General features: G+C 40.1%; 20 protein-coding genes, 7 tRNA genes and 3 rRNA genes. 26 read left to right on the top strand and 4 right to left on the bottom strand.

The genetic code is table 11. The features are described from left to right. Window positions 1-66: 66 nt before the first annotated feature. The 12 genes from QNH24_RS22395 (at window position 67) to QNH24_RS22340 (ending at window position 12223) form a co-directional block, all read left to right on the top strand. Window positions 67-1071, top strand: coding sequence for an ABC transporter permease (locus tag QNH24_RS22395; protein WP_283869603.1), 1005 nt, complete (start codon window positions 67-69; stop codon window positions 1069-1071). Window positions 1072-1083: 12 nt separating this feature from the next. Further along, entirely contained in the window at window positions 1084-1980 is an 897-nt protein-coding gene (gene nikC / locus QNH24_RS22390; protein ID WP_283869602.1) for a nickel transporter permease, read from the top strand. Between the two features lie 305 nt (window positions 1981-2285). Further along, entirely contained in the window at window positions 2286-2903 is a 618-nt protein-coding gene (locus QNH24_RS22385) for a TerD family protein (protein ID WP_283869601.1), read from the top strand. A gap of 24 nt (window positions 2904-2927) precedes the next feature. Further along, window positions 2928-3509, top strand: a complete 582-nt coding sequence (locus QNH24_RS22380; protein WP_283869600.1) for a TerD family protein — start codon at window positions 2928-2930, stop codon at window positions 3507-3509. A gap of 35 nt (window positions 3510-3544) precedes the next feature. Then, window positions 3545-4120 (top strand): TerD family protein, encoded by a 576-nt coding sequence (locus QNH24_RS22375; protein ID WP_283869599.1) that lies wholly within the window; start codon window positions 3545-3547, stop codon window positions 4118-4120. A 29-nt stretch (window positions 4121-4149) separates the two neighbouring features. Further along, on the top strand, window positions 4150-4896 hold the full coding sequence (locus QNH24_RS22370) for a TerC family protein (RefSeq protein ID WP_283869598.1): 747 nt from the start codon (window positions 4150-4152) through the stop codon (window positions 4894-4896). 85 nt (window positions 4897-4981) lie between these two features. Next, the gene (locus tag QNH24_RS22365) at window positions 4982-6175 is read left to right on the top strand and encodes an HpcH/HpaI aldolase/citrate lyase family protein (RefSeq protein WP_283869597.1); all 1194 of its coding nucleotides are present in this window, start codon (window positions 4982-4984) and stop codon (window positions 6173-6175) included. Further along, window positions 6156-7517 (top strand): phosphoribosyltransferase family protein, encoded by a 1362-nt coding sequence (locus tag QNH24_RS22360; RefSeq protein WP_283869596.1) that lies wholly within the window; start codon window positions 6156-6158, stop codon window positions 7515-7517. The genes QNH24_RS22365 and QNH24_RS22360 overlap by 20 nt, the downstream gene beginning before the upstream one ends. After that, window positions 7514-8614 (top strand): cysteine protease StiP family protein, encoded by a 1101-nt coding sequence (locus QNH24_RS22355; protein ID WP_283869595.1) that lies wholly within the window; start codon window positions 7514-7516, stop codon window positions 8612-8614. Before QNH24_RS22360 ends, QNH24_RS22355 begins: the two co-directional genes overlap by 4 nt. 11 nt (window positions 8615-8625) lie before the next feature. Next, window positions 8626-9438: an HAD family hydrolase gene (locus tag QNH24_RS22350; protein ID WP_283869594.1), complete on the top strand. Its 813-nt coding sequence runs from the start codon at window positions 8626-8628 to the stop codon at window positions 9436-9438. A gap of 96 nt (window positions 9439-9534) precedes the next feature. After that, entirely contained in the window at window positions 9535-11166 is a 1632-nt protein-coding gene (locus QNH24_RS22345; RefSeq protein ID WP_283869593.1) for a YceG family protein, read from the top strand. Between the two features lie 22 nt (window positions 11167-11188). Then, window positions 11189-12223: a toxic anion resistance protein gene (locus QNH24_RS22340; RefSeq protein WP_283869592.1), complete on the top strand. Its 1035-nt coding sequence runs from the start codon at window positions 11189-11191 to the stop codon at window positions 12221-12223. A 150-nt stretch (window positions 12224-12373) separates the two neighbouring features. Here QNH24_RS22340 and QNH24_RS22335 read toward each other — a convergent pair whose 3' ends face one another. From QNH24_RS22335 to QNH24_RS22325, 3 genes are all read right to left on the bottom strand, one after another. Then, window positions 12374-13006, bottom strand: coding sequence for a TerD family protein (locus tag QNH24_RS22335; protein WP_283869591.1), 633 nt, complete (start codon window positions 13004-13006; stop codon window positions 12374-12376). 135 nt (window positions 13007-13141) lie between these two features. Further along, window positions 13142-14230, bottom strand: coding sequence for an FUSC family protein (locus tag QNH24_RS22330; protein WP_283869590.1), 1089 nt, complete (start codon window positions 14228-14230; stop codon window positions 13142-13144). A gap of 142 nt (window positions 14231-14372) precedes the next feature. Beyond that, complete coding sequence (locus tag QNH24_RS22325) at window positions 14373-15659, bottom strand: glutamate-1-semialdehyde 2,1-aminomutase (protein ID WP_283869589.1); 1287 nt, start codon at window positions 15657-15659, stop codon at window positions 14373-14375. A gap of 130 nt (window positions 15660-15789) precedes the next feature. Here QNH24_RS22325 and bcp point away from each other — a divergent pair, with 130 nt between their 5' ends. The 3 genes from bcp to perR all read left to right on the top strand — a co-directional run bounded on the left by bcp (window position 15790) and on the right by perR (window position 17896). Beyond that, on the top strand, window positions 15790-16266 hold the full coding sequence (gene bcp, locus QNH24_RS22320; protein WP_283869588.1) for a thioredoxin-dependent thiol peroxidase: 477 nt from the start codon (window positions 15790-15792) through the stop codon (window positions 16264-16266). Next, a complete protein-coding gene (locus QNH24_RS22315; protein ID WP_283869587.1) occupies window positions 16263-17207 on the top strand; it encodes a D-2-hydroxyacid dehydrogenase in 945 nt (314 codons plus the stop codon). Before bcp ends, QNH24_RS22315 begins: the two co-directional genes overlap by 4 nt. 245 nt (window positions 17208-17452) lie before the next feature. Next, window positions 17453-17896: a peroxide-responsive transcriptional repressor PerR gene (gene perR, locus QNH24_RS22310; RefSeq protein WP_283869586.1), complete on the top strand. Its 444-nt coding sequence runs from the start codon at window positions 17453-17455 to the stop codon at window positions 17894-17896. 23 nt (window positions 17897-17919) lie between these two features. Here the strand turns inward: perR and QNH24_RS22305 are convergent, their stop codons facing one another. Continuing rightward, window positions 17920-18270, bottom strand: a complete 351-nt coding sequence (locus QNH24_RS22305) for a YgzB family protein (protein WP_054772457.1) — start codon at window positions 18268-18270, stop codon at window positions 17920-17922. Between the two features lie 147 nt (window positions 18271-18417). Here QNH24_RS22305 and QNH24_RS22300 point away from each other — a divergent pair, with 147 nt between their 5' ends. The 11 genes from QNH24_RS22300 (at window position 18418) to QNH24_RS22250 (ending at window position 25234) form a co-directional block, all read left to right on the top strand. Then, the gene (locus QNH24_RS22300; protein WP_283869585.1) at window positions 18418-19302 is read left to right on the top strand and encodes a nucleotidyltransferase-like protein; all 885 of its coding nucleotides are present in this window, start codon (window positions 18418-18420) and stop codon (window positions 19300-19302) included. 349 nt (window positions 19303-19651) lie between these two features. Then, window positions 19652-21203 (top strand): 16S ribosomal RNA (locus tag QNH24_RS22295). A 216-nt stretch (window positions 21204-21419) separates the two neighbouring features. Next, window positions 21420-24347, top strand: a 23S ribosomal RNA gene (locus QNH24_RS22290). Between the two features lie 115 nt (window positions 24348-24462). After that, window positions 24463-24578, top strand: a 5S ribosomal RNA gene (gene rrf / locus QNH24_RS22285). Together the 16S, 23S and 5S rRNA genes with 7 tRNA genes alongside form the textbook arrangement of a ribosomal RNA operon. 16 nt (window positions 24579-24594) lie before the next feature. Beyond that, a tRNA-Asn gene (locus QNH24_RS22280) sits at window positions 24595-24671 on the top strand. Window positions 24672-24676: 5 nt separating this feature from the next. After that, window positions 24677-24768: transfer RNA gene (locus QNH24_RS22275), tRNA-Ser, on the top strand. Window positions 24769-24795: 27 nt separating this feature from the next. Further along, a tRNA-Glu gene (locus tag QNH24_RS22270) sits at window positions 24796-24870 on the top strand. 17 nt (window positions 24871-24887) lie between these two features. Beyond that, a tRNA-Val gene (locus tag QNH24_RS22265) sits at window positions 24888-24963 on the top strand. Window positions 24964-24990: 27 nt separating this feature from the next. Then, window positions 24991-25065 (top strand) — tRNA-Met (locus QNH24_RS22260). Between the two features lie 4 nt (window positions 25066-25069). Next, window positions 25070-25145: transfer RNA gene (locus QNH24_RS22255), tRNA-Asp, on the top strand. 13 nt (window positions 25146-25158) lie between these two features. After that, window positions 25159-25234 (top strand) — tRNA-Phe (locus QNH24_RS22250).

The following is a 25234-nucleotide window of genomic DNA, read 5'->3' as shown; positions in this document are numbered from 1 at the left end:
CTCAACCTTTCAACAGTATATAAAGACTTCAAAGTATATTATGAAAATCATAGAGAGGTGATGAAAATGCTTCACTATATGGGGAGACGTTTACTTCAACTAATCCCAGTTTTGCTTGGAATGACTTTTATCGTCTTTATGTTGATACGTGCAATACCTGGTAATCCAGCTAAGGTTATTTTAGGACAACAGGCGACAAAAGAGGCGGTCGAGGCATTAAACGCAAGTTTAGGATTAGATAAACCCTGGTATACACAATATTTTAGTTATTTGTCAGGTATTTTCCAGGGAGATCTGGGGGTTTCCTTACGTACTAAATTACCTGTATCAGAAGAAATTTTTCCATACTTGGCAGCAACAGCTGAGCTTGCACTTTTTGCCATGATTATTGCTATCATTATTGGTGTGAATGCTGGCATTATTTCTGCATGGTTCCAAAATTCTTGGTTCGACTATATTGCAATGATAGTGGCATTAGTCGGTGTATCTGTACCAGTATTCTGGCTAGGTTTGATGGAACAATGGACGTTTAGTAGTAAGCTTGGCTGGTTGCCTACTTCTGGTCGAGAGGATGTTCGAAATCCAATAACCGCCATAACCCATTTCTATTTACTTGATACCCTTATTCAGGGACGCTTTGATCAATTCATTGAAGTTGTAAAGAGATTAATATTACCAGGAGTAGCACTTGCGACCATTCCGATGGCTATTATTGCAAGAATCACAAGGTCTTCTATGCTAGAAGTAATGCGCTCGGATTACGTACGCACAGCAAGAGCGAAAGGCCAAAAAATGTTTATTGTTGTTTATAAGCATGCACTAAAGAATGCTGTGATTCCTGTGTTAACGGTAATTGGTCTACAAACAGGATTACTCCTAGGTGGTGCCATACTAACAGAGACTATTTTTAGTTGGCCAGGAATTGGTCGTTATATTTATGATGCGATTGGCTTCAGGGATTATCCTGTTATTCAATCAGGTATTCTAATCGTTGCATTTATTTTCATCATGATTAACTTAATTGTGGATTTGCTGTATACAGTGATTGATCCGCGTATTAAATACAAATAGAAGGGAGCTGCAATGATGACTGGAGCAATGGATATCAAAAAAGAAGCAGTACCAACTCGAGAACGTGCGGTAGGTCCGTGGCTCGAAGGCTGGCGGAGCTTTAAAAAGAGTAAAGTCTCCCTTATAGGAGCAGGAATTGTTCTATTTTTTATTTTACTTGCTATAGTTGGTCCCTACCTTGCACCACAGGGCATCAATGAACAAAATTTTGCGAAGCGCTTATTGGCACCATCCAGTGAACATTGGTTTGGAACGGATGATTTTGGACGAGATATTTTTTCTAGAATCATTCATGGTGCACGGATTTCGTTATGGGTAGGCTTTTTCTCGGTTATTTTATCCGTAATCGTTGGTAGTTTACTTGGTATTATTGCAGGCTATTATGGAAAATGGATCGATACGATTATTTCACGTATTTTTGATATTATGCTTGCTTTCCCTAGTATGCTGTTAGCGATTGCAGTAGTGTCAGTGCTAGGTCCATCTTTACAAAATGCATTAATTGCCATAGCAATAATTAACATTCCGAATTTTGGTCGTTTAATTCGCTCTAAAGTATTGAGTGTCAAGGAAGAGGAATATATTGTAGCGGCTAAAGCAATTGGCATGCGTGATTCACGAATTTTATTTTCTCATATTTTACCGAATTCCATAACACCAATAATTGTACAAGGAACACTAGCTATTGCGACAGCCATTATTGAAGCGGCGGCACTAGGCTTCCTTGGACTAGGAGCTCAAGCACCAGCACCCGAGTGGGGAAAAATGCTAGCTGATGCTCGGAAGTTTTTATTAAATGCTCCATGGACAATGATATTCCCAGGTTTGGCTATTATGTTAACAGTTCTCGGCTTTAACCTAATGGGTGATGGACTGCGTGATGCACTTGATCCAAAAATGAAAAGCTAGTATATGCTCATTAGCCTTCTACAAGTTAGAAGGTTTTTTTAACTGCATTATAAGAAACTCATTTACAGTGAAACGTCATGATTAAGAAGAATTTTCGAAAATAATGCTCATATCGGCATCAAACCAAGAATAAGTGAATAAACCTTTTTGGAGCCATTAATTGAATTTTTTGTAATGTTATTTTAGACTTAATATAATGGTGAAAAACGACAATCTTTTATGAAATATATAAAGATTCGACTTTACATTATTTCTTTACATACAATCTTGTAGTTGGCAACACTTAGTTTAGGAGGGTGATTAAATTGGGAATTAATTTGCAAAAAGGGCAACGGGTTGATTTAACAAAAGGGAATGCTGGTTTAAATAAAATCAAAGTAGGTTTAGGCTGGGACCCTGTAGGTCAAGAAAAAAGCGGCGGTTTATTTGGAGGCTTATTTTCAAGTAGAAATAGCGGCAGTGGAAGAAACATCGACTGTGATGCTTCCGTATTAATGCTACAAAATGATAAGGTTGTTGCGGGAGACGATGTTGTTTATTTTGGAAAATTAACAAGTAATTGTGGTTCAATTCGACACTCAGGTGATAATTTAACTGGGGATGGCGATGGTGATGATGAAGTTATTACAATTGAGCTTTCGTCTGTACCGTCACAATATAATAAGCTGGTGTTTGTTGTAAACATCTATGATGCAGCAGGTCGTAATCAACACTTTGGCATGATTCAAAATGCATATATTCGTGTGTATGATGACAGGACAGGTAGTGAGCTAATTCGCTATAATTTAACTGATAACTATTCGAACTTAACGACGCTTGTCTGTGGTGAAATTTACCGCCATAACAATGATTGGAAATTTGCTGCAGTTGGAACAGGAACAAATGACGTGAAACTTGGCGACGTTGTTCGAAGATATCAATAAATAATAACTAGGAGGAGAAAGATAATGGGTATTTCATTACAAAAAGGTCAAAAGGTAGATTTAACAAAAACAAATCCAGGATTAACAAATGTAATTGTTGGTTTAGGCTGGGATACAAATAAATATGACGGTGGACATGATTTCGATTTAGACTCATCTGTATTTTTACTTGCGGATACTGGCAAAGTAGCAGATCAAAATGATTTTATTTTCTACAATAATACAACAGGTGGCAACGGCTCTGTTGAACATTCCGGGGATAATTTAACTGGTGTTGGTGAAGGTGACGATGAAGTAGTAAAAGTTGCATTAACACAAGTACCTGTACATGTACAACGACTAGCATTTACAGTAACAATTCATGATGCAGAGGCACGTAGTCAGAACTTTGGTATGGTTTCTAATGCCTATATTCGTATTGTCAATGCTGCTTCCAACGAAGAAATTATTCGTTATGATTTAGGCGAGGATTTCAGTATTGAAACAGCTGTCGTAGTAGGGGAATTATACCGCCATAACGGAGAATGGAAATTTAATGCGATTGGTGCCGGTTACCAGGGTGGCTTAGCCGCACTATGTAATGACTATGGCTTAAATGTAAACTAAAAAATTTCAACTTTGGATGGAAAGGGAGATTTTCAATGGCTATTCAATTAAGCAAAGGACAACGTATTGATTTAACAAAACAAGATCCAGGCCTAAACAGTATTGGAATCGGCTTAGGCTGGGATGTAAAGCAATTTGATGGTGGACAAGACTTTGACCTTGATGCATCTGTATTTTTACTAGATGCGTCAGGTAAATGCCGTAATGAACAAGACTTTATCTTTTACAATAATTTAACGAGCTCAGATCAATCTGTTGTGCATACTGGTGATAACCGTACAGGAGAAGGTGATGGGGATGATGAAAAAGTTCTTGTAAACTTAAAGCAAGTGTCTCCCCAAATTGAAAAGATTGTTGTGACGGTTACAATCTATGACGCGGAGGGCCGTCATCAAAACTTCGGTCAGGTTCTGAATGCCTATGTTCGTTTAACGAATGAAGAGTCAGGGGCAGAAGTATTGCGTTATGATTTAGGTGAAGATTTCAGCATTGAAACTGCCGTTGTATTTTGTGAGCTTTACCGCCATAATGGTGAGTGGAAGTTTGCCGCAGTAGGCTCAGGCTATCAGGGTGGCTTAGCAGCATTAGTTAATGCATATGGCCTACAATAATTTGGATAGGTAAAGACGGAGGATCTTTTTTGGACGTTTTCAACGAGATATTAAATACATATGCACAGTTTTTTAACTGGCACATGTGGGGACAGGTTTTAACAGATCCAGTATCATGGGGCCTAATTTTTTCATTGATTATTATGGAAGGCCTATTGTCTGCAGACAATGCGTTAGTTTTAGCAGTTCTTGTTAAACATCTTCCAAAGCATCAACGAAAAAAAGCGTTAATGTATGGGATGTTTGGAGCATATTTCTTCAGATTTCTCTTCATCGGTATTGGTGTTTACCTCGTGAAGTTCTCCATTGTTAAAGTAATTGGTGCGACTTATTTAATGTGGTTAGTCATACTGCATTTTAAAAATAAGAGCGATGATGAAGGAGAAGCACATGAGTTTAAAAAGACGGGTTGGATGGTTCGCGTTTTTGGAACGTTCTGGGCGACTGTTATTTCAGTTGAATTAATGGATGTCGCCTTTTCAGTAGACTCTATACTAGCAGCGTTTGCGATATCAGATCAAGTTTGGGTACTATTATTAGGTGGAGTTTTAGGGATTATTATGATGCGTACTATCGCAGGAGTATTCCTATCATTGATAGAGCGAGTACCTGAGCTTGAAACAACTGCCTATATTTTGATTGCGATTATTGCACTGAAAATGTTCGCAAGTATTTTTGGATTCCATCTTTCACATGAATTATTCTTTATTATTTTAATTGTTGCATTCTTATTGACATTTGTTGTACACAAGATGAATAAGAAAACAGCCGTGTAAACAAGGCACTGTATTGGTCTGTAGAGAACAGGCTAATACAGTGCTTTTTTCACAGAAGGTAGACTATTACTGGGGAGAGGATTAAATGCAACACTTTGCAACAGAAGCAGAGACGATTTTTTATAAGAAGCCACAGCCCTTTACAAAATTGGATACGCCAGATATTCTGTCATATGCCTTAGGTGCGACTTTGTATATGCCAGCTTCCATGCCTAATATTGTGGGTTTGATTCAATCGCAAAAATATAAAGAGCTTACATCACTTGTCATTGACTTAGAGGATGCAGTAGGAGATACAGAGTTACTAGATTGTGAAGCAAAATTGATGGAGGATATTAGTGAGTTATATGAGCTATATAACCAAAAACAATTGCTATTACAAGATCTACCACTCCTTTTTATTCGTGTACGTCATGTTGAACAATTTAATTATTTAACAACTTCGTTAGGGAAGAAACAGGAAATATTAACTGGTTATGTATTTCCGAAATTTACGGCAGCACAAGGAGCCCGATATTTTGAGTTACTTGAACAAACCATTTTGGAACATCATTTAACCTTATATGGTATGCCAATTTTAGAAAGTCGTGAGGTATTATATAAGGAATCTCGCATGGAGGCATTATTAAGCATTAAAGAAGTTCTACATCAACACAGAGAACGCGTATTAAATGTACGTATTGGTGCAACTGATTTTTGTGGAATATACGGAATTCGCCGCCGCATGGACTCAACCATTTATGATATCAGTGTGATTAGAGATTGTATAGCAGATATAGTCAATGTCTTAGGTCGTGAGGAAGATGGTTTTGTTATTTCTGGGCCTGTCTGGGAGTATTTTAGTAATCAACGTGTATTAAAGCCTGCATTAAGAGTGACGCCATTTAGTGAAAAAGGTGCGCTTGATACAAGGAAAGCATTGTTAGACGATTGTTTAGATGGATTAATGAAGGAAGTTTTAATGGATAAACAAAACGGCATTATCGGTAAAACGGTCATTCATCCTAGTCATGTCCGTGTCGTGCATGCACTTTATGCGATTTCGTATGAGGAGTATTTAGATGCATTAAGCATTGTAGAAAATAGTGATGGTCGCAAAGGTGTTATGAAAAGTCACTATGCTAATAAAATGAATGAAATCAAACCACATTTGAGATGGGCGCAACGAATCTTAAAACAAGCACAAGTCTATGGCGTTTATCATGAATCTTTAGATTTTGCCTCACTGTTATTAAATTCTGAAATAGGTGGTAGTGTTTATGCGACAACAAATGAATAAACTAAGCATTTTGCCAAATTATACAATTGATATTGAAGTCACTCATAATCCTCACAATTTTGCATTGACAGATTTATTTAAAATGGCAGCACGTATTAATAAGAAGAGACAGTTTTTGTTTGTGAGCACTGTACTTGGCAAGCATTTAGCTGTTCGTCCCCAAGTCCCATTACTGACTGGAACGCTTCTAGCCTGTATGTATAATCAGCATCTTACTGGTCAAAATGTGCTTGCTATGTCATCTGTTGTAAAAGCATTAAAAGATTGTACAGAGTTGGATGGAATTCAGGATTCTATGGAGGGTTCCATACCACTGTCTGAGGAAACATTGTTTATTGGATTTGCTGAGACAGCCACTGCACTTGGACATGCTGTATTTAATGCATTCCAAACAAATGCCATGTATATCCATACCACACGTGAAGTACTTCCAGATTTTGAACCATTTGTTACATTCGAGGAAGAGCATTCCCATGCGACAAGCCATAGAATTTATACAGAAGAGCCTGATGTTTTACTGCAAGCTAAACGTATTGTGTTAATTGATGACGAGATTACTACTGGTAATACGGTTATTAACATTATTCAAACACTGAGACAGAAGTTTCCGCTTGTTAGGCAGTATGCTGTACTATCTATTTTAGATTGGCGTTCAGAACAGCAACAAAAGGTGTTTCAGCAATTAGAAGAGCAATGGGGGATCTCTATTGAGTTCATCGCCATTATGTGTGGTCAATTTAGCTGTGAGGGAGCACCAAATTTAACAAGCGAGCAACCTAAAATAACAACATGTGCCCCACAGGACATCACACTAATACCAATCAAAGAATCTCTTGATTGCAAATTCTATCGTTCTATTGCAGAGAATGGTCTTGTAAACAATCAGCCTTATATACTAGCGACAGGAAGATTTATGCTAACATCCAAACAGCATATCGAGCAAAAGAAAATGCTACAGGCAATCGCCGAGCAATTAAAAGAGCTACGAACGGGTGGACCAGCACTTGTTATCGGAACAGGGGAATTTATGTATGTCCCTATGCAAATTGCCTCTTATTTAGGGGAAAATGTTTATTTTCAATCGTCAACCCGTAGTCCAATTTATTGTACAGATGAACTAGACTATACGATTACAGAAAAAATAGTCTTTGAAAGCCCAGAGAACAATGGGGTTGAAAATTATTTATATAATATACAAAACCGGCCATATTCGGAACTTTTCATTATTGTGGAACGTATAGCAAGTAAAGAGATAATTGCCCGCTTGGTAGAGGCATTACAATCCATCAGTAGCGCAAAAATATATGTGATTTGTATGCATGAAATGGAGGTAGAACGATGATATCGACTTTACAGCCAGATAAAATGGGGAGCTATGCACCAGAGGATGTTATGTTTTTATTGCGTGATATTAGTAATGTTTTTCTTGAAATGGATAATGAAAAACGTGAACAACTTATTCAAACGGGCACGCATTATTCTGAAATGCTACCAATGGAATATCAACCATCTAAAACATATATGGATTTATTTTATAAAACTTTAGATACTTACGCTGAAAGAATAGCAATAGCTGTTGGTGTGGTAGCAGAGCAAATCATCCAAAATAGAGGGCTAGATAATTTAATTCTTGTTAGCTTAGCAAGAGCAGGTACACCAATTGGCATTTTAATTAAACGGTATATACAAATGCGCTATAAGGTGAATGTACCACATTACTCAATATCTATTTTGCGTGGTCGTGGGTTTGATGAAACAGCAATTCGTTACATGTTGGCACAACATCCTCAAGGTTGTCTTCAATTTATTGATGGTTGGACGGGTAAGGGTGCTATTACCAAAGAATTACTACATTCCTGTCAAAAGTTTAATACACAACATCAAGTACAATTGAATGCCAATTTAGCCGTTTTGGCAGATCCAGGGCATTGTGCCGCCATTTATGGAACTCGTGAAGATTTTTTAATTCCATCTGCTTGTTTAAATTCGACGGTGTCTGGATTGGTGAGTAGAACAGTATTAAATCTACAGTTTATGGATGAGGAAGACTTTCATGGTGCAAAATATTACAAAGAATTAGAGAAGATAGATGTGTCAAACTTGTACATAGAAAGCATTGTCACATGCTTTGAAAATGTGCAGAGTGAGATTATACGGCAACTTCAAGAGCTGCCCAACTCCCCAATTACTTGGGAGGGAATGAAATCCGTACAAAGGATTCAGCAGGATTTTGGTATTGACAATATTCATTTTATCAAACCTGGTGTTGGAGAAACGACAAGAGTTTTACTAAGACGAATCCCCTGGAAAATCCTAGTTAATCCACAGTACATTCATGAGCTGGAACACATTTTATTATTAGCTCGTGAAAAAAATGTATTGATAGAAGAATATTCGGATATGTCCTATGCATGTTGCGGCTTAATAAAAGAATTGTAGAGGAGAATAAGATGATACTATTTACATCAGATTTAGATAGAACACTTATTTATTCTAAACGTATGATGGAGATGTTTCCGCCAAATACAGAGACAATGGTAGTTGAGCGGAAGGCTGATAAAGACATGAGCATGATGACAAATGCAACAGCAGCTTTATTGCAGCAGGTGCATCAGCAAACACTATTTGTACCTGTTACGACAAGAGCATTGCATGAATATCAGAGAATACATTTTATTAATGACTTGTGCCCTACTTTTGCAATTACAAGCAACGGGGGTACAATATTAGAAAAAGGTCAGCCATATGACAAATGGACGAAAACATTATGTAGACGAATTGAAGAATCCTCCATTCCACGAGAGGATATGTTAAAACTATTTCAAACAATAAAATCCGATGCATGGCTTCAACGTTCTTTCTATATAGATGATCTTTTTTATGTACATCATGTAGATATTGAAGTTTTACGCCAAGATGAATTAAATGCAATAATTCAAGAGTTTGACGCTCATGGCTGGTACGTTCTTCTACAAGGTAAAAAATTGTATTTTATGCCCAAGGTACTGACAAAGGAAGCGGCTATAGATTATATGAAGGAATTTTGTACATACGATGTGCATATAGCAGCAGGCGATTCTATTATGGATTACGGAATGCTATCAATAGCTGATTTAGCATTTACACCGAATCATGGAGATTTAAAGGATAAACAGCCAAATGTTCTACCAAATACAACCTACTCAATTCATAATGGTGAAGCATTTACAAAAGATTTGCTAGAAGCCGTTTTACAAATTGCTACACAACAAACGGTAGTTTAGTTTTAAATATTTATTTGTTGTCATAGGTAAGACTATCCTATGGCAAATGAATTCTTAAGCCTATGCTAAAGGATGATTTTTAGGAGGTGCGTTTGTATGCAAACAATCACAATTCAATCAGTGTTGGAGCGAAATCCTGATGATTGGCTACAGGCGTTTCAAGATTCACCGAAGAATCGTGCATTTTATGAGGAAACATCACAACAAATAACGTTTAGCCGAATTGCAGTACGTGTATTAGGAGTGCCAATTGAAGAGGATGATTATTTCAATTCATTATTTACCATGTCACAAACCAAAAGTATTCATATTTTAAGTGAAGAATTAAATAAAAATATTGAACAAAAAGACTTTCAGGCTATACAAACGATTTTAGAACAACATCAGCAAACACCTAAAGGGCTGTCTATTAATCGATTAGTTGCAATGATGTATGGGTATCAATTAATACCTAAGCATGATGATAGTGTAATGAACCGACATTTACAGCTAGCAACCATTAAAATTGTCGAGCTTTTTCAGCAACAACAATCATTAGGTCTACTTGCTAATGATTTTCGCCGTTTTTTAATTGATATGGTGAAGTGGTTAAAAAACCATTGGATTCAATGGACAAAGGCAATGAAGCCGACAGATGATTTTCCTAAGGTTGTGTGGTATGGGGAGACGACTGTTAGTCAGCGTTATTTTCTATTATTGCTAATGGAGCTAGGTTGTGACGTATTAATTTTTCATCCAGCTAAAATAGATGAATTTGCAGAGATCGATCCTACAGATTCTTTTTCAATCAGTTATTTGTATGCAAGTGAAACAACTTTACAGCCATTTCCTGACAAGCTTCGTGATCGTCAGGCAACTGTAGGCTATCGTTCGAGTCAGCATTTTGAACAATTAATGCATGATCAGCAATCAGGAATTTTTAAGCCTTGGCAATTTAAAGATCTTATGCCACGCTCCTTAACACTAAGAATGACCTATGATGATATTTTTATTTATTCGAAAGAGAAGGCCATGGTTCGACCGAAATTTGAAGTTATTGGGGATGAGATAATCATTCCAGTAATATTTGCAAAAATTAGTGGGGTTTCGAGCCGACGTGAAGAATACTGGCACTATATGCATCAATTACTGGCAAGTCCGCAAACCGTTTTTGTGCAGGAGTTCCCTTATTCAAAAACGAGCAAGGCCAACTTCCATTTTCACTATAAACATTGCTTAGTAAATGGAGAGCTATCAGTGGAACGCATTATGCAAAGTGATTGGTGGCAGTACGGGGAATTACCATTGGAGCTACAGCGTGCAATTTCTTATACGATAAAAGCTTCATGTGAGCAACCCATGTTAAAACAACAGTCAAATGAGACTTTATATGATTTACAGTTATTTTTATTTAAACAGATGACGATGATTCCTCAGGATATACTGCGATTACTACAAAACTTTGACTACTCTCAAGAGGTACCAAAACTTGTATTATATCAAGCGCCACAGCAGCCTGCTTTATCACGTGAGGACATTGCATTACTGGCGTTTTTAAATCGCTTTGGTATGGATATTGTATTTTATAACCCGACAGGCAAACTAGATTTAGAAAGGCACTTACTAGAGGATTCATATGATGTACACCGTTTAGAGCATATGCTATTTGACTTGCCCTATGAAGAACCAAAGCAGCAAAAATCTGCACCAGATAAAATCATTAAAAAGCTCTTTAATCGTTTTTTCTGATGACAGGAAGGAGGCGGCAAGAATGTCAAATAACCCTACGACAATTGAACAATTGACAGTGGAAACAGCAGAAGCCGTCAAACAACAATTATGGGAAAATACAGAGGTACAGCAAATTGCTAATCAGATTAATATAAAAAATCAGCAGGACTTAATGGAGTTGGGCAGAGAGCCAGCTACAAAATTAGCAAAATTCGCAGATCAAATTTTAGACTTAATCACCCAATCAGCATCCTATGAGTCAAATGAATTATTTAAGCGGCTTGAAGCCTTAATGTTGACATTTGATAAAAAAGATTTTGCTGAGCCAAAGGGCTTCTTCAAGAAACTATTTGCACGTAAAGCGAAAAATGATGATGATTTATTTGCGAAATATAATGTACTCAGTAGAGATATTGAAAAAATTCATTATCAATTTGTGCTTATGGAGGAGGAATTAGCAAAAGATAATCGAGTCCTGGCCCGGTTATATAATGAGGATTTGATGTTTTATCTGGAGCTAGAAAAATATATTGTCGCAGCAGATATGAAATTACATGAAGTACAAACAACCCTAATACCTATGTATGAAAAACAAAGTGAGGCGGGCAATCAAGTGGCAAAAATGGAGCTTAATCGTTTGCAAGCAATTGCCGAGTTGCTTCAACAGAAAATAGATGAGTTAGAGAAATCACGTATGGTTGCCATTTTAACAGCCCCGCAAATTGAGATGCTGCGCAATGGAAATAGTGAATTGATAGAACAAATTAATGGTGCTTTTGTTAAGACCATCCCTGTATTCAAAATGGGGATAATGAATGCAGTGAATGAAAGGCGGCAGCAATTACAGAGTCAGTCAGCATTAGCTTTTGAAAACCGTGTGAAGCAATTTGGAGGAGCCAGTAATGAAGCAGTTCAATTGAGCACTGCTCTAGCTCAGCAATCTGAAACAACACAAACACTTGAGGAAATATGGGATACGATTATAGAAGGTATTACTAATTATCGTAAGCTTCATGGAGAATTAACAGCGCAGCGTAAGGTATCAGAGACACAGCTGATGGCATTAAGGACGTGAGCCTTTAAAAGCTGACATCATTTAAAAGAGATGATGTCAGCTTTTTTATCTTCATTTCAATTAACGTTTGCTAAGAGACTCCAATTTACAGGCAACTATGAATGCATTTTAAGATTGCTTAATATGTATAGGTTGAGTCTTAGCATCTGCTTATTTTCTACCTGAACGCCATGATAGCCCCCAATTGTAGGCTTTGTCCATATCTTGATGTCCCTTAAAATATTCAACAAGTCGTTCAACTTTAAATGTTTCATTGTTCACATTTTCAATCATAGCTATTGCACACATATTTTTACCATTACGATGTTCGCTTAAACGAACTTCAATGCTAGGACCTGTTCCGTAGTTGATTGTCGCAATCCCATCGGCTTCAGCCCAATTTGCTACACCCTCATAGATAAATGTATAAACTAGCACTCGTTTAATGTCTCTTACCTTGTTTCCATTAATGCGTAAATTCTCACCGCTGCTTGACATACCAGTGCGATCATCACCATCTAGCTCAATAAAAGGGGCAGAATGCAAACTACCAAAAGCATTACCAAGAGCCTGAACACAACTTTTACTACCATCTGTCATTTCATATAAGCATCCTAAATCTAAATCAATCCCTCCTTTAGAATTGGTGCCGAATAAAGAAGATAAAAAGCCACCTGAATTTCTTTCAGTTCTCTGATTCCAGTTTAAATTGACTAAAATTTCACCAATCTCTTGATTTTGTGATTTTGTTAAGTTAACGAATTGACCTTTTTTAGTTAATTCAATTTTACTTAAATTTACCATGTATTGAACCGCCCCTTATTTTTACATTTATTTATATTGTATCAAAGTTTAAAAATATTTACAGATCTATATAAAATATCTAAAAACGACAAATTGATATTAGTCAATTTGTCGTAAAATTACCTATTTCATTTGTTATATAAACTCATCTTCTAGCTCCACATTAATCTCATGCCCATGATAGCTTTGATAGGACACAATAAGCGTATCCAGATGCTCTAAGTTTTCTTCGTAGTCTAGTATACGGGATAAAATATAAAGTAGGTGATAGCTCGAAAATTCCGTATCGCCTTCCTCATGTGCATAGGTTATTTGTTTGATAAAAATTTCCATCAGTTCATTACGTTGAATATAGTCGATGTTTTTACTCCACTCAGAATGCTCGGGCTTTAACTTTCCTGTATATTTTAATAGCAGCTGTTCATGATACGTAAGTAAAAAGTCCAGTCGCTCCTGAATCATTAAGTGAAATTGTGTTGGTAGCTGGGCCAATTCGTTTTCATGATTATGCAAACGTTGCAGCAATTCTAAACTTTTTTTAGATGTTAAAATCATTTGACGATAGACCACTAGCTTACGCACTTTAACATACTTTTTATGTTTGAGGTAATTGCGTTCTTCCTTATAGAAATCATACAATGTATCAACTCTTAACATACGGTTTTTAAATTTACTTAATGCTCCCTTTGTAGATGTATGTTCAGAAGCCTGACGGACAGCAAGTCGTGTCCATCGAATAATATCGTCTTGTAAAAAGTAAATCTTACGGAAAAGCTTTACCTCATACTTTGGAGGTAAAAAGACTAGGTTAACAACAAAGGCCGCTAACACCCCAACTAATATGGTAATAAAGCGAAAAAGACCGAACGTCAGGAAGTCATCTCCTTGAATTTCCATTATGGCAACAACTGTTACGAGCGCTAGTGACAACGATTTTTCAAGTTTAAATTTCAACATTATACCGATGGCAGTGATAACTGCAATGCCAACAGCTACTACATGGTGACCAAAAAGCAAGCCAAAAATGACTGCGATGGTAGCTCCTATAATATTTGCTTGTACTTGCTCAACAATCGTTTGATAGGATCGATAAATCGATGGCTGAATGGCAAAAATCGCTGCAATTCCAGCAAAAACTGGAGAAGAGAGATTTAGCAACTCCGCAATAAAGAGTGCTAGCACGATGGCAACACCAGTTTTGAATACACGGGCACCTAATTTCATAGAAAATCTGGATGTCCTTTCTGTCTAAAATTTTTAAGCTTCTTTACATTATAGAAGGAAGTGCTCATAAAATACATAAATTTGTATGCTGACATAAGAAAAAGACGACTCCTACTAGCGAGTCGTCTTTGTATTGTGATGTTTAAAGTTGTGAAAATGCATAGTCTACCGCTTTAATTGTTTCCAAAATATCTGCTTCAGTATGTTCAGTTGTTAAGAACCATGCTTCATATTTCGATGGAGCTAGATTGATGCCTTGATTAAGCATTAATTTGAAGAAGCGACCGAAGATTTCTCCGTCAGCGTTTTCTGCTTGCTCATAGTTTTCTACTTTCACATCTGTAAAGTAAATAGTCAGTGCCCCTTTAAGACGATTTAATGTAATTGTCACTCCATGCTTTTTAGCTGCGGCTAAAATACCGTTTTCTAAAATTCCACCTAGTCTATCCATTTCATCGTAAATCCCTGGTGTTTGTAGCACTTCTAGGCAGGCAATACCAGCTTGCATCGATGCAGGGTTTCCGGCCATAGTACCTGCTTGGTAGGCTGGGCCAAGAGGAGCAACTGTATCCATAATTTCTTTACGACCACCGTATGCGCCGATTGGCAAACCACCACCAATAACTTTCCCAAGTGCTGTTAGATCAGGTGTTAGTCCAAGTAAGTTTTGAGCACCACCATAATGGAAGCGGAATGCTGTGATAACCTCATCGTAAATCGTTAATGCTCCTTTTTCTTTTGCAGTAGCATGCACTAGCTCTAGGAAGCCCGGATTTGGCTCAACAATACCGAAGTTCCCTACGATTGGTTCGATTAAGATAGCGGCAATTTGTTCGCCCCATTTATCCATTGCTTCAGTAAAGGCATCAGGATTATTAAAAGGTACAGTAATTACTTCCTCAGCAGTAGAATTTGTTACACCTGCTGAGTCTGGTGTTCCTAATGTAGCAGGGCCTGAACCAGCGGCTACTAATACTAAATCGAAGTGGCCGTGATAGCAACCTGCAAATTTCATTATTTTCGTACGACCAGTATAGGCACGTGCAACGCGAATAGTTGTCATTACAGCTTCTGTACCAGAGTTATTAAAACGCACTTTATCCATAGACGGTATTGCTTCTTTTAACATTTTTGCAAAAGTAACCTCGTATTCTGTCGGGGTTCCAAACAACGTACCATTTTCAGCGGCATGGGTAATAGCCTTCGCAATATGTGGGTGACCATGTCCAGTTACGATAGGTCCATATGCCGCTAGATAGTCAATATAACGATTGCCGTCAACATCCCAGAAGTAAGCTCCTTTCCCACGAGCCATTGCTACAGGCGAGCCTCCGCCCACTGCTTTATATGAACGAGAAGGGCTATTTACACCACCAACGATATGCTGTAGCGCTTCCGCGTGTATTGCTTCAGATTTTGTATGATTCATATGATTGCCTCCTATGTCTTTATACGTACTCTATTGTAGACCTATCAGTACCAGAAATCCAAAGAAATTAAGGAAAATGACTTGTTTTATCACTTGGAGTAAAATAGAACCTACAGAGGAGGAGATTATTGTGACTTTAATAGAAGGAAAAAAAGCGCCAGATTTTTCTCTTATAAATGAAAAAGGAGAGACGGTAAGGTTAGCAGATTTCAGAGGACAAAATGTAATAGTCTATTTTTATCCTAAAGATATGACACCAGGATGCACAACTGAGGCATGTGATTTTCGTGATAAGCATGAGGATTTTAGCCAACTAAATGCAGTTGTGCTCGGTATCAGTCCTGACGATGCAAAAAAGCATACCAAATTTATAGATAAGCATGGGCTCCCATTCTCCCTTCTTGTGGATGAGGATCATGCAGTTGCGGAGGCATATGGCGTATGGGTGTTGAAGAAGATGTATGGACGTGAGTATATGGGAATAGAACGCTCAACATTTTTAATTGATACAGAGGGGAATCTTATGAAGGCTTGGCGCAAGGTACGCGTGAAAAATCACATTGAAGAGGTATATACCTATTTAGCAGAATGGGAGGCGACAAAATGAGAATTTATTTTACATTTGAACCAAGAACTGATTTACGTGAGCCGTTAGTGGCCGAGTTTCCACAGGTTGATTTTATTTTTGAGACTGGCATATCCATTGAGGAGTTGCAAAGAGCAGATGTACTTGTTACATATGGTGAGGATTTAAATAAGGAAAATATGAATTACACCACAAATCTGAAGTGGATTTTTGTAGCCTCGGCTGGAGTTGAAAAAATGCCAGCTCAAGCTATTATGGAACGAAATATTTTAGTTTCAAATGTGCGTGGTATTCATAAAACGCCAATGGCAGAATCGATGCTTGCTCATATTTTAGCTATTAAACGTGCGCTACCATGGATATATGAGCAGCAGAAGAAAAGTGAATGGTCAAAAAAAGCAAAGCAATCAGAATTACGAGACAGTACAGCTCTTATTCTAGGGCCAGGTGCTATTGGCTCAGAGGTAGGTCGTTTATTACAGGCCTTTGGTGTAACAACTATTGGCTGTAACCGTTCAGGGAAAGAAGCTGCTTATATGGATAACATAGTGTGTTTTGACCAATTAATAGAAGCTTTACCTAAGGCTGATATTGTCATTTCTGTATTACCTAAAACGGATGAGACAACGCACCTCTTAAATCTAGAGCATTTTAAAGCAATGAAAAGTAATGCTATCTTTATGAATTTTGGTCGTGGCAACTTAGTAGAGGAAGATACTTTAATTCAAGCCATTCAAGCAGGTGAAATTGGCTATGCTGTTTTAGACGTATTTGAGCAGGAGCCTTTAGCGGCAGATCATCCATTATGGTCCTTACCAAATGTTATTGTATCTCCACATATTTCAAGTCATTCTTCACGATATGTTGAACGTAGCTTAGAAATTTTTAAACCAAGTTTAGAGAAATGGTTACGTGGTGAGAAGGATTTAGAAAATGTGATGGATTTATCAAGAGGCTATTAAATCAAATAAGAATTTATTAAAGCTTGGGTGACATTTACAATAATGAGATTTAGGTTATATAAGAAAGCTTCTTGCTGAACGGGCATTAACTTAGAAAGTAGAGACAGCTACCATTCAGGATGGAGAAATTACATTGAAAAATGTTGTTGTTTTAGAAGGTGTATGATTGACAGAACTAGGCCTAATTCGCTACACTAATTATAACAATTATAAATTAAGAATATTTATGGAAGAGGTGCATGGCGATGTCTGCAACGCATTTACAGGATGCCCTTGACACGTTAAAAACAACTGGTGTACGTATTACTCCTCAGCGTCATGCTATTTTGGAATATTTAATACAATCAATGGCACATCCAACTGCCGATGAAATTTATAAAGCACTTGAAGGAAGATTTCCCAATATGAGTGTAGCAACTGTTTATAATAACCTTCGTGTATTTCGTGAGGTCGGTTTAGTGAAAGAACTTACCTATGGTGATGCTTCGAGTCGCTTTGATTTCGTTACAAACGATCATTATCACATGATTTGTGAATGTTGTGGAAAAATAGTCGACTTCCATTATCCTGGTCTCGATGAAATTGAACATTTTGCATCACAAGTAACAGGCTTTGATGTGCATACGCATCGTTTAGAGATATACGGCACTTGTCCATCATGTAAAGGTGTATCTGCAAAAGTACAATAAAAAAATCCTAGCTCTTAAAAGGGCTAGGATTTTTTTGTCCTATTATAAGATTGGTCAAATTCTTTTCCTTCTAAAGTTGGATCTAATGTTAATGGCTCATTACAGTACATACACATATCTACACGACCTAAAACTTTTGTGTGTTTATGGCAATTAGGACATTCTACTTGAACTGCTCGAGTTGAAAGAAGTCCAATCCAAGCATATACAACTGTACTGCCGATGATGCACAGAACACCGAGAGTCATAAAAATTAAGACGAGAATAGGATTGTTTTTAAAGAAAATTCCTCCATACATAACGATAAAGCCAATAAAAATAAGAGCTAATGCAAATGAACGAATTTTATTAATTTTATTTTTATAAGGTTTCATATAATATCTTGCCTCCCAATCTAAAATCTACTATAACATATAAGAACAAAGTATTTTAGCTTTGAGAACATGGAAAGAAGGAATACTTTTAGAGTATGTCGAATTTTTAACGAAATAAAAGGCTACAAATAAATAGGGGGGCTGAACATGGAGCAAGTTTTGCGTCCAATATACCAGGAACGCGCGAGTCAGTCGAATACATTAGGTGTTATTTTAGTAGAAAAGCGTGATGAACAAAGTAATGTTACAGATACATTTGATACAGTCTTACTTATTATTGTAAAGGAAGCGGAAAAGCCAGTCTTTACGAAACATTACTTATATGAAGGAAATAAAGTAGCTTTACATACTGTTACTGAAAAGCTAATACGAAAATGGCTACTAATTGGCTCAAATAGAAAAGTGGTTGATTGGATTTTCTTTGGCAGGGTATTGTTTGATCGAAATGAGTTTCTTCATAAATTAAAAATTGAATTACAGGAGTTCCCGTTTAGTGGACGAAAGATCAAAACAGGCATTCAATTTTCCAAGTTAATTCGACGTTATTTAGAAGGTAAAGAATATTTTGATAAGGGAAGCTACTTAGATGCTTATAATCATGTTGTAGATTCGTTACATCATCTGGGACGTTTGTCCATTATCGATAGCGGGCTTTATCCTGAAGTAACTGTTTGGGCACAAGTGAGAAAAATTGAGCCAGCGATTTATAAATTATATGAAGAGCTTGTTTCGAGTAATGAACCGATAGAAAAACGCTTAGAGCTATTGTTTTTAGCAAGTGAATTTTTGATACACTCTCGTACTAGAGACGGTGCCCAGCATATATTAGAAGTAATGGAATCTAAAGAGACTTGGACCATTCAAGAGTTGCATGATCATCATGAGCTTGTGAATTACTCGGTTGATTTAGAGGTGTTTGTTGAATATCTGGTGGACAAAGGCTACATTCTTGTCGAACCGATCGCTGCAAAAAGTGAAATGATATTTCATCGACATTACAAGGTGAATAAAGAGGCTCTGGAAATGGAGTAAGGACTTGTAGTATGCTAGTAATCGAGGTATATATTAATACCTCGATATTTTTTTTATAAAAAGTATTGACGTCTAATATAATAATATTGTATTATATTAATTGTCGCTAAGACATAACAAAACTTGATAGCTTCAAGAAAACTTTTTTAAAAAGTGATTGACAGAGATCGAGTGTGATGTTAATATAAAGAAGTCGCTGAAAAAACGACTAAATAATGAACCTTGAAAACTGAACAAGCAAAACGTAATCAATAAAGTTTTTAGTAGCTAGCTTTCGCTAGTGAACAAAACAAAAATTTTGGACATCAAAATTGATGCCAGCAAAACAATTTGAGCTAATCAAATTTCTTTTATGGAGAGTTTGATCCTGGCTCAGGACGAACGCTGGCGGCGTGCCTAATACATGCAAGTCGAGCGAACAGAGAAGGAGCTTGCTCCTTTGACGTTAGCGGCGGACGGGTGAGTAACACGTGGGCAACCTACCCTATAGTTTGGGATAACTCCGGGAAACCGGGGCTAATACCGAATAATCTATGTCACCTCATGGTGACATACTGAAAGACGGTTTCGGCTGTCGCTATAGGATGGGCCCGCGGCGCATTAGCTAGTTGGTGAGGTAATGGCTCACCAAGGCGACGATGCGTAGCCGACCTGAGAGGGTGATCGGCCACACTGGGACTGAGACACGGCCCAGACTCCTACGGGAGGCAGCAGTAGGGAATCTTCCACAATGGGCGAAAGCCTGATGGAGCAACGCCGCGTGAGTGAAGAAGGTTTTCGGATCGTAAAACTCTGTTGTAAGGGAAGAACAAGTACAGTAGTAACTGGCTGTACCTTGACGGTACCTTATTAGAAAGCCACGGCTAACTACGTGCCAGCAGCCGCGGTAATACGTAGGTGGCAAGCGTTGTCCGGAATTATTGGGCGTAAAGCGCGCGCAGGCGGTCCTTTAAGTCTGATGTGAAAGCCCACGGCTCAACCGTGGAGGGTCATTGGAAACTGGGGGACTTGAGTGCAGAAGAGGAAAGTGGAATTCCAAGTGTAGCGGTGAAATGCGTAGAGATTTGGAGGAACACCAGTGGCGAAGGCGACTTTCTGGTCTGTAACTGACGCTGAGGCGCGAAAGCGTGGGGAGCAAACAGGATTAGATACCCTGGTAGTCCACGCCGTAAACGATGAGTGCTAAGTGTTAGGGGGTTTCCGCCCCTTAGTGCTGCAGCTAACGCATTAAGCACTCCGCCTGGGGAGTACGGTCGCAAGACTGAAACTCAAAGGAATTGACGGGGGCCCGCACAAGCGGTGGAGCATGTGGTTTAATTCGAAGCAACGCGAAGAACCTTACCAGGTCTTGACATCCCGTTGACCACTGTAGAGATATAGTTTCCCCTTCGGGGGCAACGGTGACAGGTGGTGCATGGTTGTCGTCAGCTCGTGTCGTGAGATGTTGGGTTAAGTCCCGCAACGAGCGCAACCCTTGATCTTAGTTGCCATCATTTAGTTGGGCACTCTAAGGTGACTGCCGGTGATAAACCGGAGGAAGGTGGGGATGACGTCAAATCATCATGCCCCTTATGACCTGGGCTACACACGTGCTACAATGGACGATACAAACGGTTGCCAACTCGCGAGAGGGAGCTAATCCGATAAAGTCGTTCTCAGTTCGGATTGTAGGCTGCAACTCGCCTACATGAAGCCGGAATCGCTAGTAATCGCGGATCAGCATGCCGCGGTGAATACGTTCCCGGGCCTTGTACACACCGCCCGTCACACCACGAGAGTTTGTAACACCCGAAGTCGGTGAGGTAACCTTTTGGAGCCAGCCGCCGAAGGTGGGATAGATGATTGGGGTGAAGTCGTAACAAGGTAGCCGTATCGGAAGGTGCGGCTGGATCACCTCCTTTCTAAGGATATTTTCGGAATACAAACCTTGGGTTTGTAAGATTACGTTTTGCGTTCAGTTTTGAAGGTTCATTCTTCCGAATGAAATACTTTCAAAACTTGTTCTTTGAAAACTGGATAAAACGACATTGAAATTGTAACAAACACATTTATTTTTTAAGTTTTTTATAGGCTTAATAACATTAAAAAGGTTTCGATAGTTTTTATTGGAAGCTGCAGGTTAAGTTATTAAGGGCGCACGGCGAATGCCTTGGCACTAGGAGCCGAAGAAGGACGGCACTAACACCGATATGCTTCGGGGAGCTGTAAGTGAGCTTTGATCCGGAGATTTCCGAATGGGGGAACCCACTACGTTTAATCGCGTAGTATCTTGACGTGAATACATAGCGTCTTGAAGGCAGACCCAGGGAACTGAAACATCTAAGTACCTGGAGGAAGAGAAAGAAAAATCGATTCCCTGAGTAGCGGCGAGCGAAACGGGAAGAGCCCAAACCAAGAGGCTTGCCTCTTGGGGTTGTAGGACACTCTATACGGAGTTACAAAAGAGCGAGTTAGATGAAGCGACTTGGAAAGGTCCGCCAGAGCAGGTAAAAGCCCTGTAGTCGAAAGTTCGTTCTCTCCAGAGTGGATCCTGAGTACGGCGGAACACGTGAAATTCCGTCGGAATCCGGGAGGACCATCTCCCAAGGCTAAATACTACCTAGTGACCGATAGTGAACCAGTACCGTGAGGGAAAGGTGAAAAGCACCCCGGGAGGGGAGTGAAAGAGATCCTGAAACCGTGTGCCTACAAGTAGTTAGAGCCCGTTAATGGGTGATAGCGTGCCTTTTGTAGAATGAACCGGCGAGTTACGATTACGTGCGAGGTTAAGCTTTAGAAGGCGGAGCCGCAGCGAAAGCGAGTCTGAATAGGGCGAAATAGTACGTGGTCGTAGACCCGAAACCAGGTGATCTACCCATGTCCAGGGTGAAGGTAAGGTAACACTTACTGGAGGCCCGAACCCACGCACGTTGAAAAGTGCGGGGATGAGGTGTGGGTAGCGGAGAAATTCCAATCGAACTTGGAGATAGCTGGTTCTCTCCGAAATAGCTTTAGGGCTAGCCTCGTGATGAGAATACTGGAGGTAGAGCACTGTTTGGACTAGGGGGCCATCCCGGTTTACCGAATTCAGACAAACTCCGAATGCCAGATATTTATACACGGGAGTCAGACTGCGAGTGATAAGATCCGTAGTCAAAAGGGAAACAGCCCAGACCACCAGCTAAGGTCCCAAAGTAATCGTTAAGTGGAAAAGGATGTGGCGTTGCACAGACAACCAGGATGTTGGCTTAGAAGCAGCCATCATTTAAAGAGTGCGTAATAGCTCACTGGTCGAGTGACGCTGCGCCGAAAATGTATCGGGGCTAAACGATTCACCGAAGCTGTGGATTGACATCTACGATGTCAGTGGTAGGAGAGCGTTCTAAGTGCGTTGAAGTCAGACCGGAAGGACTGGTGGAGCGCTTAGAAGTGAGAATGCCGGTATGAGTAGCGAAAGACGGGTGAGAATCCCGTCCACCGTATGACTAAGGTTTCCTGAGGAAGGCTCGTCCGCTCAGGGTTAGTCGGGACCTAAGCCGAGGCCGATAGGCGTAGGCGATGGACAACAGGTTGATATTCCTGTACCACCTCCTCACCGTTTGAGAAATGGGGGGACGCAGTAGGATAGGGTAAGCGCGCCGTTGGTTGTGCGCGTCCAAGCAGTAAGGCGTGTGTGTAGGCAAATCCGCACACTGTAACGTTGAGCTGTGATGGCGAGTCCGTATGGACGAAGTTCCTGATTTCACACTGCCAAGAAAAGCCTCTATCGAGGTGAGAGGTGCCCGTACCGCAAACCGACACAGGTAGTCGAGGAGAGAATCCTAAGGTGTGCGAGAGAACTCTCGTTAAGGAACTCGGCAAAATGACCCCGTAACTTCGGGAGAAGGGGTGCTCTTGAGCGTGCAAGCGCATGAGAGCCGCAGTGAATAGGCCCAGGCGACTGTTTAGCAAAAACACAGGTCTCTGCAAAACCGTAAGGTGACGTATAGGGGCTGACGCCTGCCCGGTGCTGGAAGGTTAAGAGGAGTGGTTAGCGCAAGCGAAGCTGCGAATTGAAGCCCCAGTAAACGGCGGCCGTAACTATAACGGTCCTAAGGTAGCGAAATTCCTTGTCGGGTAAGTTCCGACCCGCACGAAAGGCGTAACGATCTGGGCACTGTCTCAACGAGAGACTCGGTGAAATTATAGTACCTGTGAAGATGCAGGTTACCCGCGACAGGACGGAAAGACCCCGTGGAGCTTTACTGTAGCCTGATATTGAATTTTGGTACAACTTGTACAGGATAGGTAGGAGCCAGAGATCTCGGAGCGCCAGCTTCGAAGGAGGCGTCGGTGGGATACTACCCTGGTTGTATTGAAATTCTAACCCATGCCCCTTAGCGGGGCAGGAGACAGTGTCAGGCGGACAGTTTGACTGGGGCGGTCGCCTCCTAAAAGGTAACGGAGGCGCCCAAAGGTTCCCTCAGAATGGTTGGAAATCATTCGTAGAGTGTAAAGGCACAAGGGAGCTTGACTGCGAGACCTACAAGTCGAGCAGGGTCGAAAGACGGGCTTAGTGATCCGGTGGTTCCGCATGGAAGGGCCATCGCTCAACGGATAAAAGCTACCCCGGGGATAACAGGCTTATCTCCCCCAAGAGTCCACATCGACGGGGAGGTTTGGCACCTCGATGTCGGCTCATCGCATCCTGGGGCTGTAGTCGGTCCCAAGGGTTGGGCTGTTCGCCCATTAAAGCGGTACGCGAGCTGGGTTCAGAACGTCGTGAGACAGTTCGGTCCCTATCCGTCGTGGGCGTAGGAAATTTGAGAGGAGCTGTCCTTAGTACGAGAGGACCGGGATGGACACACCGCTGGTGTACCAGTTGTCTTGCCAAAGGCATCGCTGGGTAGCTATGTGTGGACGGGATAAGTGCTGAAAGCATCTAAGCATGAAGCCCCCCTCAAGATGAGATTTCCCATTACGCAAGTAAGTAAGATCCCTCAAAGACGATGAGGTAGATAGGTTCGAGGTGGAAGTGTGGTGACACATGGAGCTGACGAATACTAATCGATCGAGGACTTAACCAAAAAAGTTTGAAGCATTCAATGCGCCGTTTATCCAGTTTTGAAAGAATAAAAACTATTTATAAGATACTTGTCATTATGATAAAATATGTTATAATAGGTATTGTCTTTCAAATAGTCTAGTAATGATGGCAAAGAGGTCACACCCGTTCCCATACCGAACACGGAAGTTAAGCTCTTTAGCGCCGATGGTAGTTGGGGGCTTCCCCCTGTGAGAGTAGGACGTTGCTAGGCTATATACTAAAATTATTCCGAAGTAGCTCAGTTGGTAGTAGCACCTGACTGTTAATCAGGTTGTCGCAGGTTCGAGTCCTGCCTTCGGAGCCATTCTTGGAGAGTTGTCCGAGTGGCCGAAGGAGCACGATTGGAAATCGTGTAGGCGGTTAACACTGTCTCAAGGGTTCAAATCCCTTACTCTCCGCCAGCACTTTACGATTTTATTCCAAACGAAGGCCCCTTGGTCAAGTGGTTAAGACACCGCCCTTTCACGGCGGTAACACGGGTTCGAATCCCGTAGGGGTCACCATGTTAATACCCAGAAACGGAGGATTAGCTCAGCTGGGAGAGCATCTGCCTTACAAGCAGAGGGTCGGCGGTTCGAGCCCGTCATCCTCCACCATTAAATTTATAAATAGTATATTATTATCGCGGGGTGGAGCAGTGGTAGCTCGTCGGGCTCATAACCCGAAGGTCGTTGGTTCAAATCCGGCCCCCGCAACCAAAATGGTCCCGTGGTGTAGCGGTTAACATGCCTGCCTGTCACGCAGGAGATCGCCGGTTCGATCCCGGTCGGGACCGCCATTTTTAAAAATATGGGTCAGTAGCTCAGTTGGTAGAGCATTAGATTGAAGCTCTAAGTGTCGGCGGTTCGATTCCGTCCTGACCCACCA

The organism is Lysinibacillus pakistanensis (assembly GCF_030123245.1).
Classification (GTDB): domain Bacteria; phylum Bacillota; class Bacilli; order Bacillales_A; family Planococcaceae; genus Lysinibacillus; species Lysinibacillus pakistanensis.
The sequence above is the reverse complement of the archived record's forward strand: the minus strand, read 5'-3'. Positions and strand labels throughout refer to the sequence as shown.

Coding starts and splice junctions, on each gene's coding strand:
- QNH24_RS22395 (WP_283869603.1), top strand. CDS start 67: ATGCTTCACTATATGGGGAGACGTTTACTTCAACTAATCCCAGTTTTG.
- nikC (WP_283869602.1), top strand. CDS start 1,084: ATGATGACTGGAGCAATGGATATCAAAAAAGAAGCAGTACCAACTCGA.
- QNH24_RS22380 (WP_283869600.1), top strand. CDS start 2,928: ATGGGTATTTCATTACAAAAAGGTCAAAAGGTAGATTTAACAAAAACA.
- QNH24_RS22375 (WP_283869599.1), top strand. CDS start 3,545: ATGGCTATTCAATTAAGCAAAGGACAACGTATTGATTTAACAAAACAA.
- QNH24_RS22365 (WP_283869597.1), top strand. CDS start 4,982: ATGCAACACTTTGCAACAGAAGCAGAGACGATTTTTTATAAGAAGCCA.
- QNH24_RS22360 (WP_283869596.1), top strand. CDS start 6,156: ATGCGACAACAAATGAATAAACTAAGCATTTTGCCAAATTATACAATT.
- QNH24_RS22355 (WP_283869595.1), top strand. CDS start 7,514: ATGATATCGACTTTACAGCCAGATAAAATGGGGAGCTATGCACCAGAG.
- QNH24_RS22350 (WP_283869594.1), top strand. CDS start 8,626: ATGATACTATTTACATCAGATTTAGATAGAACACTTATTTATTCTAAA.
- QNH24_RS22345 (WP_283869593.1), top strand. CDS start 9,535: ATGCAAACAATCACAATTCAATCAGTGTTGGAGCGAAATCCTGATGAT.
- QNH24_RS22340 (WP_283869592.1), top strand. CDS start 11,189: ATGTCAAATAACCCTACGACAATTGAACAATTGACAGTGGAAACAGCA.
- QNH24_RS22335 (WP_283869591.1), bottom strand. CDS start 13,006: ATGGTAAATTTAAGTAAAATTGAATTAACTAAAAAAGGTCAATTCGTT.
- QNH24_RS22330 (WP_283869590.1), bottom strand. CDS start 14,230: ATGAAATTAGGTGCCCGTGTATTCAAAACTGGTGTTGCCATCGTGCTA.
- QNH24_RS22325 (WP_283869589.1), bottom strand. CDS start 15,659: ATGAATCATACAAAATCTGAAGCAATACACGCGGAAGCGCTACAGCAT.
- QNH24_RS22315 (WP_283869587.1), top strand. CDS start 16,263: ATGAGAATTTATTTTACATTTGAACCAAGAACTGATTTACGTGAGCCG.
- perR (WP_283869586.1), top strand. CDS start 17,453: ATGTCTGCAACGCATTTACAGGATGCCCTTGACACGTTAAAAACAACT.
- QNH24_RS22305 (WP_054772457.1), bottom strand. CDS start 18,270: ATGAAACCTTATAAAAATAAAATTAATAAAATTCGTTCATTTGCATTA.
- QNH24_RS22300 (WP_283869585.1), top strand. CDS start 18,418: ATGGAGCAAGTTTTGCGTCCAATATACCAGGAACGCGCGAGTCAGTCG.